Source organism: Acidimicrobiales bacterium (genome assembly GCA_035533095.1).
Lineage (GTDB): Bacteria > Actinomycetota > Acidimicrobiia > Acidimicrobiales > Palsa-688 > DATLUM01.
In genome coordinates this window covers 1-5559 of the sequence record DATLUM010000028.1, presented here as the reverse complement: position 1 = coordinate 5559, position 5559 = coordinate 1, and the positions used below count along the sequence as shown (strand labels likewise).

5 protein-coding genes are annotated in these 5559 nt (G+C 67.8%); 1 reads left to right on the top strand and 4 read right to left on the bottom strand.

Translation table 11 applies throughout. From position 1 onward, the window contains the following. Both VNF71_02810 and VNF71_02805 read right to left on the bottom strand, forming a co-directional pair. On the bottom strand, positions 1–329 hold a 329-nt coding region (locus VNF71_02810), incomplete at its 3' end, for a hypothetical protein (GenBank protein ID HVA73478.1). A 264-nt stretch (positions 330–593) separates the two neighbouring features. Then, the gene (locus VNF71_02805) at positions 594–1637 is read right to left on the bottom strand and encodes an IS110 family transposase (protein HVA73477.1); all 1044 of its coding nucleotides are present in this window, start codon (positions 1635–1637) and stop codon (positions 594–596) included. A gap of 402 nt (positions 1638–2039) precedes the next feature. Here VNF71_02805 and VNF71_02800 point away from each other — a divergent pair, with 402 nt between their 5' ends. Continuing rightward, a complete protein-coding gene (locus VNF71_02800) occupies positions 2040–3749 on the top strand; it encodes an IS1634 family transposase (protein HVA73476.1) in 1710 nt (569 codons plus the stop codon). Positions 3750–3959: 210 nt separating this feature from the next. Here VNF71_02800 and VNF71_02795 read toward each other — a convergent pair whose 3' ends face one another. Continuing rightward, positions 3960–5048 carry an IS110 family transposase gene (locus VNF71_02795; GenBank protein ID HVA73475.1) on the bottom strand — a complete coding sequence of 363 codons (1089 nt, stop codon included), beginning with the start codon at positions 5046–5048 and terminating at the stop codon, positions 3960–3962. A gap of 62 nt (positions 5049–5110) precedes the next feature. After that, positions 5111–5559: VC0807 family protein (locus VNF71_02790; GenBank protein HVA73474.1), on the bottom strand; the 449-nt coding region annotated here is incomplete at its 5' end.

Here is a 5559-nt window from a genome sequence, read left to right as displayed (position 1 = left end):
AGGTCGCGGTCGTTGTCTTGCTCAGCGGTGTTCGACGGCGGGTCGGATGAGCGTTCCTCGTTTCGGTCGCGATCGGCTTTGAGGTCTTGCTCGGTGTCCGGCGGCACGGGGTCGGGGCCGATTTGGGGGGCGTCGGGCCCGACCCCGGTATCGACGCTTCGCTCGGCCTCCGCGACGCTACGGTCGGTGTCGCGATCGGAGCTTTGGTCGGGGGCTTGCTCAAGCGCGGTGTCGCGGGGGATCGCGGCTTGCTCACGGGTGATGCTGGCCTCTTGGGCGTTGCTCTGCTCGATCCGGTCGGCTGATATGGACGTCGGTTTGTCATCCATGAAAGGGGTGGGTTTGTCAACGGGGTCACGGGCCCCTGGTTGTCGGGGTCCGGTTCGCTTTCGGCGTTCCGGTCACGGAAGTGCTCCAGTCATCCATTCGGTCGCGCTGGGCGGACCAGAGTGTCTTGCGGGGCTCGGGGGCTCAATCAAGTGATCGGCCGTCCTATTTGAGCGAGGCCATGACAAACAACGAGCTCGCCCGAGCGTTCCGCTCGCGCCTGGGCCGGGGACGCAAGCCCGACGCCGTAGCGTGCGCGGCGGTGGTCATGCTGCCACCGCCAGCTTCTCTTTCGCGCTCGCCCGGCTGCGGCGCGCCAGGCAACGGATCTCTCCGTCGCGCAGGCCGTAGTAGCTGAGGGTCAGGATCTGGCGGGCCACAGCGACCTTCGCGACCTTGCGTCCGCGACGCTTCGTGATCCGCTCGAACTGCTCGCGTAGCGGCCCGCCACCAGTGGTGCACTTCTGCGCGGCCTCGACGAGCGCCCAGCGCAGCGCTGGTGATCCTTGATGGGAGATGTGCCCGAGGCGTGCTTTGCCGTCCGAGCTTCGGACGGTCGGTGTGAGTCCAGCCCACGCGCAGAGATGCCGCGCGTCGGGGAAGCGTCCGATCTCGCCGACCTCGGCGATGATCAGCATCGCGGTGTAGCGCCCAACGCCACGGATCTGCGTCAGCACATCGACGCGATCGTCGGCCTTTGCGCGCTGGTCGATCTCCTTGGTGGTCTCGGTGATCTCGCGGTCGAAGTCCTCGACCAGTGACATCAGGCTGTCCAGGCGCCGGCGTGGAGCGTCACGCAACTGCAGCTGGGCGAGGAACTCCCGGCCGCCCTTGCCGAACAGGTCCGAGTGCTGGCGGGTGATGCCGTGCTTGGCGAGGATCGCGTGCACACGGTTCTTGATCGCTGAGCGCATCCTGGTCAACGCGATGCGGTGACGCAACAGCTCGCGCACGTCACGCAGCTCCCTGGGAGCGACATACGCCTCGGGCAACAGGTCGGCGCGCAACAGGTGCGCCAGGGTCTTCGCGTCGACCGCGTCGGTCTTCACCCTCGCCGCGGCGATCGCCCTAGTGCGCAGCGGATGAGCGAGATGGATGTCATAACCGGCGTCCTCCAAGAGCTCGGCGAGCCACTCCCAGCCGTAGGTCGCCTCAACTGCGATCTGCGACTCGCCGTCCAGGTCGCCGAGCAGCTCCAGGAACGTCTCGCGGTCGTTGACGATGCGCCGCGAAAGCGACAGCTCGCCTTGCTCGTCGATGACCGCGATGTGCGAGCGGTTGCGATGTAGATCGATACCGACAGAATTCATGATGTGGGCCTCCAGAGAGTTCGAGGTTTGACCAGCACCCGAGGTATACGCCTCAGGCACCGGACGGCTCAGAGGCCCACCCCTTTCATGACATCAAGTGCCCAGCACCGGATGCCCGCGGCGGGGCGGGCATCCTGGTCGGTCAAGGGGGCGGCGGGCCTGGCGGGTGCGCGACGCGCGGTCAGGCTGATATGCGCGGGTTGGGTACCGCAGGACCGGGTTTCGTCGTGAGAGCCCGCTGTCTAGGCCGAAGTTCCCCCTGTAGTCGGCCGGTGTGAGGCCGGAATCCCTGTAGCGACGGGGATTTCGGCCTTTTCGTCACGTTGTGGTGTAGTCACGACAATCGTACCGGGGATGGTGTATGATCTGTTCATGGCTCGTCCTGCTAGATCCGCTGGTGCGATGCATGTAGTCACGAACAAACGGAGGTCCGGGGAGGCGGTGTACACCTCGACGCTGCTGCGCCGCTCATATCGTGAGGACGGCAAGGTCAAGAAGCAGACGCTCGCGAACCTCTCGCACCTGCCGGCCGAGGCGATCGACGCGATCCGCCGGGTGCTGGCGGGCGAGACGCTGATGGGCGCCAAGGACGCGTTCGAGATCGAGCGCTCGCTCCCGGCCGGACACGTCGACGCCGCGCTGGCGATGGCCGGGCGCCTGGGCCTCCCCGGGCTGCTCGACCCCCGCCCGAGCCCCCAGCGCGATCTGTGCATGGCGATGATCGTGGGGCGCGTGATCTCACCGGTGTCAAAGCTTGGGCTGGTCAGGGCGCTTGAGCAGTGCACGCTCGCCCGGGAGCTGGGCGTCACCGGCGCGGAGGAGGACGAGTTCTACGGGGCGATGGACTGGCTGTTTGATCGCCAGGAGCGGATCGAGGATCGGCTCGCGCGCCGTCACCTCAAGGATGGGGAGATGGTGCTCTACGACGTGTCATCGAGCTACTTCGAGGGACGAACCTGCCCGCTGGGCAAACTCGGCTACTCCCGGGACGGCAAGCGCGGCCTGCCGCAGATCGTCTACGGGCTGCTGTGCGACACGGACGGACGACCGGTCGCGATCGAGGTCTTCAGCGGCGAGACCCACGACGATAAGACGCTCCCGTCACAGGTCAAAAAGCTCAAGGACCGCTTCGGCCTGGAGCGGATCGTCGTCGTGGCCGACCGCGGGATGGTCACCAAGGCGAACATCGACCTGCTCTCAGGGACCGAGGGCGTCGACTGGATCACCGCGCTGAAGGCCCCGACGATCAAGCGGCTCGCCCGTTCGGGGACCTTTCAGCCCTCGCTGTTTGACGAGCAGAACCTCGGCGAGATCGCCGCCCCCGAGGACTTCCCCGGCGAGCGGCTGATCGTCTGCCGCAACCCGCTCGTCGCCGCCCAGCGCGCCCGCAAGCGCGACGAGCTGTTGGACGCGACCGAGACCGATCTCGCGGCGATCGCTCACCGCGTCACGCACGGCACGCTTCGGGGTGCCGATCAGATCGGCCTGGCCGTCGGCCCAGCGCTAAAGCGCCACCGGATGAAGAAGCACTTCGAGATCACGATCGGGCAGAGCACCTTCACCTATGCCCGCAAGGCCGAGCAGATCGCGGCGGAGGCCGCGCTCGACGGTTTCTACATCCTGCGCACCAGCCTCGCCCGGGCCCTCCTTCAGACCGACGGCGTCGTGCGCGCCTACAAGAACCTCGAGCAGGCAGAGCGAGCGTTCGGGTCGATCAAGGGGCCCGACCTGCGGATCCGACCGATCCACCACCACCTCCAGGACAGGGTCAAGGCGCACGTCCTGATCTGCATGCTCGCCTATCACCTCACCTGGCACCTGAAGGCCGCGTGGAAGCCGCTGCTGTTCACAGACGAGGACCGACCCGTGAACCCCGACCCCGTCGCCAAGGCCGTCCGCTCACCCGCCGCCCAGGCAAAGGCGCAGACCAAGCGCACGAGCACCGAACAGCCCGCGCACAGCTACCAGACCCTGCTCGCCGAGCTCGCGACCCAGACCCGCAACACGATCCGCCTCGCCGGCTCCAGCGCGACGTTCGAGAAGCTCGCCCAGCCGACGCCCCTCCAAGCCCACGCACACCAGCTCGCCCGGCACGCCCCCGTCACCGCGTAGACACGACCCGAACACGCAAGACTCTCCAAAAACCCAGCAACCACCAGCAAATCCGGCGAAATCCGCCATCACGCCAGGGGGAACTTCGGTCTAGGATCGAGCGTCGCCCCCGTGCGTGTGGGGGTTGCTCATAGCCGGATCGCGGGTGCTCTCGCGCGTGGTGGCCAGGTTCCTCCCGCCGCCTCCTTGACCGACGTGGTGCAGGGCCGGTCAGTCTGTGTTCGCGATCGCCCAGCAGAACCCGGCGAGTTCTCGCGCGACAGCGACCGCGACGATCGTGCGTCGCTTGCCGCGCTCTGAGTCCAGGCGTCGCCATGTGCGGTGCAGACGTTGCTGAGCCTTCCAGGAGAGCGCGATGATGTGTGCGTCCTGGCCGTCTTGGCGGCGCTTGAGCGCTTGACCCTTGGTGGGTGCTCTGCGGTAGTGCCAGGCGGCCTCGACGAGGAGCCGGCGGGCGTGACGGGAGCCGGTCTTGGTGATCGAGCCTTGACGGCGACGCTCCCCGGAACTGTCCTCGCTGGGGACCAGCCCGACGTAGCTCATCAGCTGCCCCGCGCGCTCAAAGCGCTGCCAGTCGCCGATCTCCGCGCACAGCCCGACCGCGCTGAGCGTGTCCATCCCGCGCAGGCAGCGCAGCCGGGCGACGGTCTGCGCCCACGGCGAGCCGGGCACCATCTCGCCGATCCCCGCCTCGAGCGTGTCGCGGCGCACGATCAGCGCGTCGATCGCGCCGAGATAGTCAAGCAGCGTGACCTGCGCGCCCCGCTCGTCGAGCTCCAGGCGCCCGAGCCACTCGCGGTGACGAGTCGTCCAGTTAGAGCCGGGGCCCTCGAAGACGATCTCGTGACGCAACAGCAACTTGCTCATCCGGTGGCGTGCGCGCATCAGATCGCCACGAACGTCCTCGCGTGCCCGGACGAGGTCCCGCAGCGCCTCTTCCTCGGTGCTCGGCACCCTGACCGGATACAAGCCCCCGACCATCAACAACCGCACCAAGCGCTCCGCGTCACGACGGTCAGTCTTCACACGGTCCTGCGCGGGACGCTCGATCTTGCCCGGCGCGGCGACCACGCACCCCACCCCGGCTGCCCCGAGCGCCCGCGCGAGCCCGAACCCTGTCGGCCCCGCCTCATACGCCACGCGTGTCGGCCCGGGCAACGAACCGCAGAACTCGACCACCTCGCTCGTGCGGCCGGTCAGTGTCCGCGAGCGAAGCTCACCCGACACCGCGTCAACCGTCACCGCGAGCACCTTCGCCGCGTGCACATCCAAACCAGCCCAGCTGCGAACCTGTGTCATGTCGGCACCCCCATGATTGCGGTCGGGGTCCAGGCCACTCCTGGACCCTCAACCCGCGCACCTCATGCGCGGGTGCCGACCTTCACACCCTCAACGGACGCCAAGACGGCGACCCATATGGTCAAGGACGGCATGGTCGGGCGCGTCTCACCGCGGGCGCGAGCCGCGTCGGCTGCAAGCTCACCCATGAGCTGACCACGCTTGGCGTAGGGGACGTTCCAGGCGACCACGACGGCGGCGACAACCCAGGGCATCACGGTGGACGTGGCCTTGGCGGTGCCCGTCGACGCTGACTCGACGATGGCGGCCTGTGCGGCGGCCTCGGCGAGGAAAGCCAGACCCCAGACCACCGTGGTGACCCGGAAGGCGTGGCGGAAACCGGGATAGCGCCACCGATCGGCGAAATCACGTCCTTTGGGCGTGTCGGCTCCCATGAACTCAAGGGCGAAGCGGAAGATCAGCGGTCGCTTCGACCACAGCGAGCCTACGCACACGGCGCCGAAGACCGCTG

Coding starts and splice junctions, on each gene's coding strand:
- VNF71_02800 (HVA73476.1), top strand. CDS start 2,040: ATGCATGTAGTCACGAACAAACGGAGGTCCGGGGAGGCGGTGTACACC.
- VNF71_02805 (HVA73477.1), bottom strand. CDS start 1,637: ATGAATTCTGTCGGTATCGATCTACATCGCAACCGCTCGCACATCGCG.
- VNF71_02795 (HVA73475.1), bottom strand. CDS start 5,048: ATGACACAGGTTCGCAGCTGGGCTGGTTTGGATGTGCACGCGGCGAAG.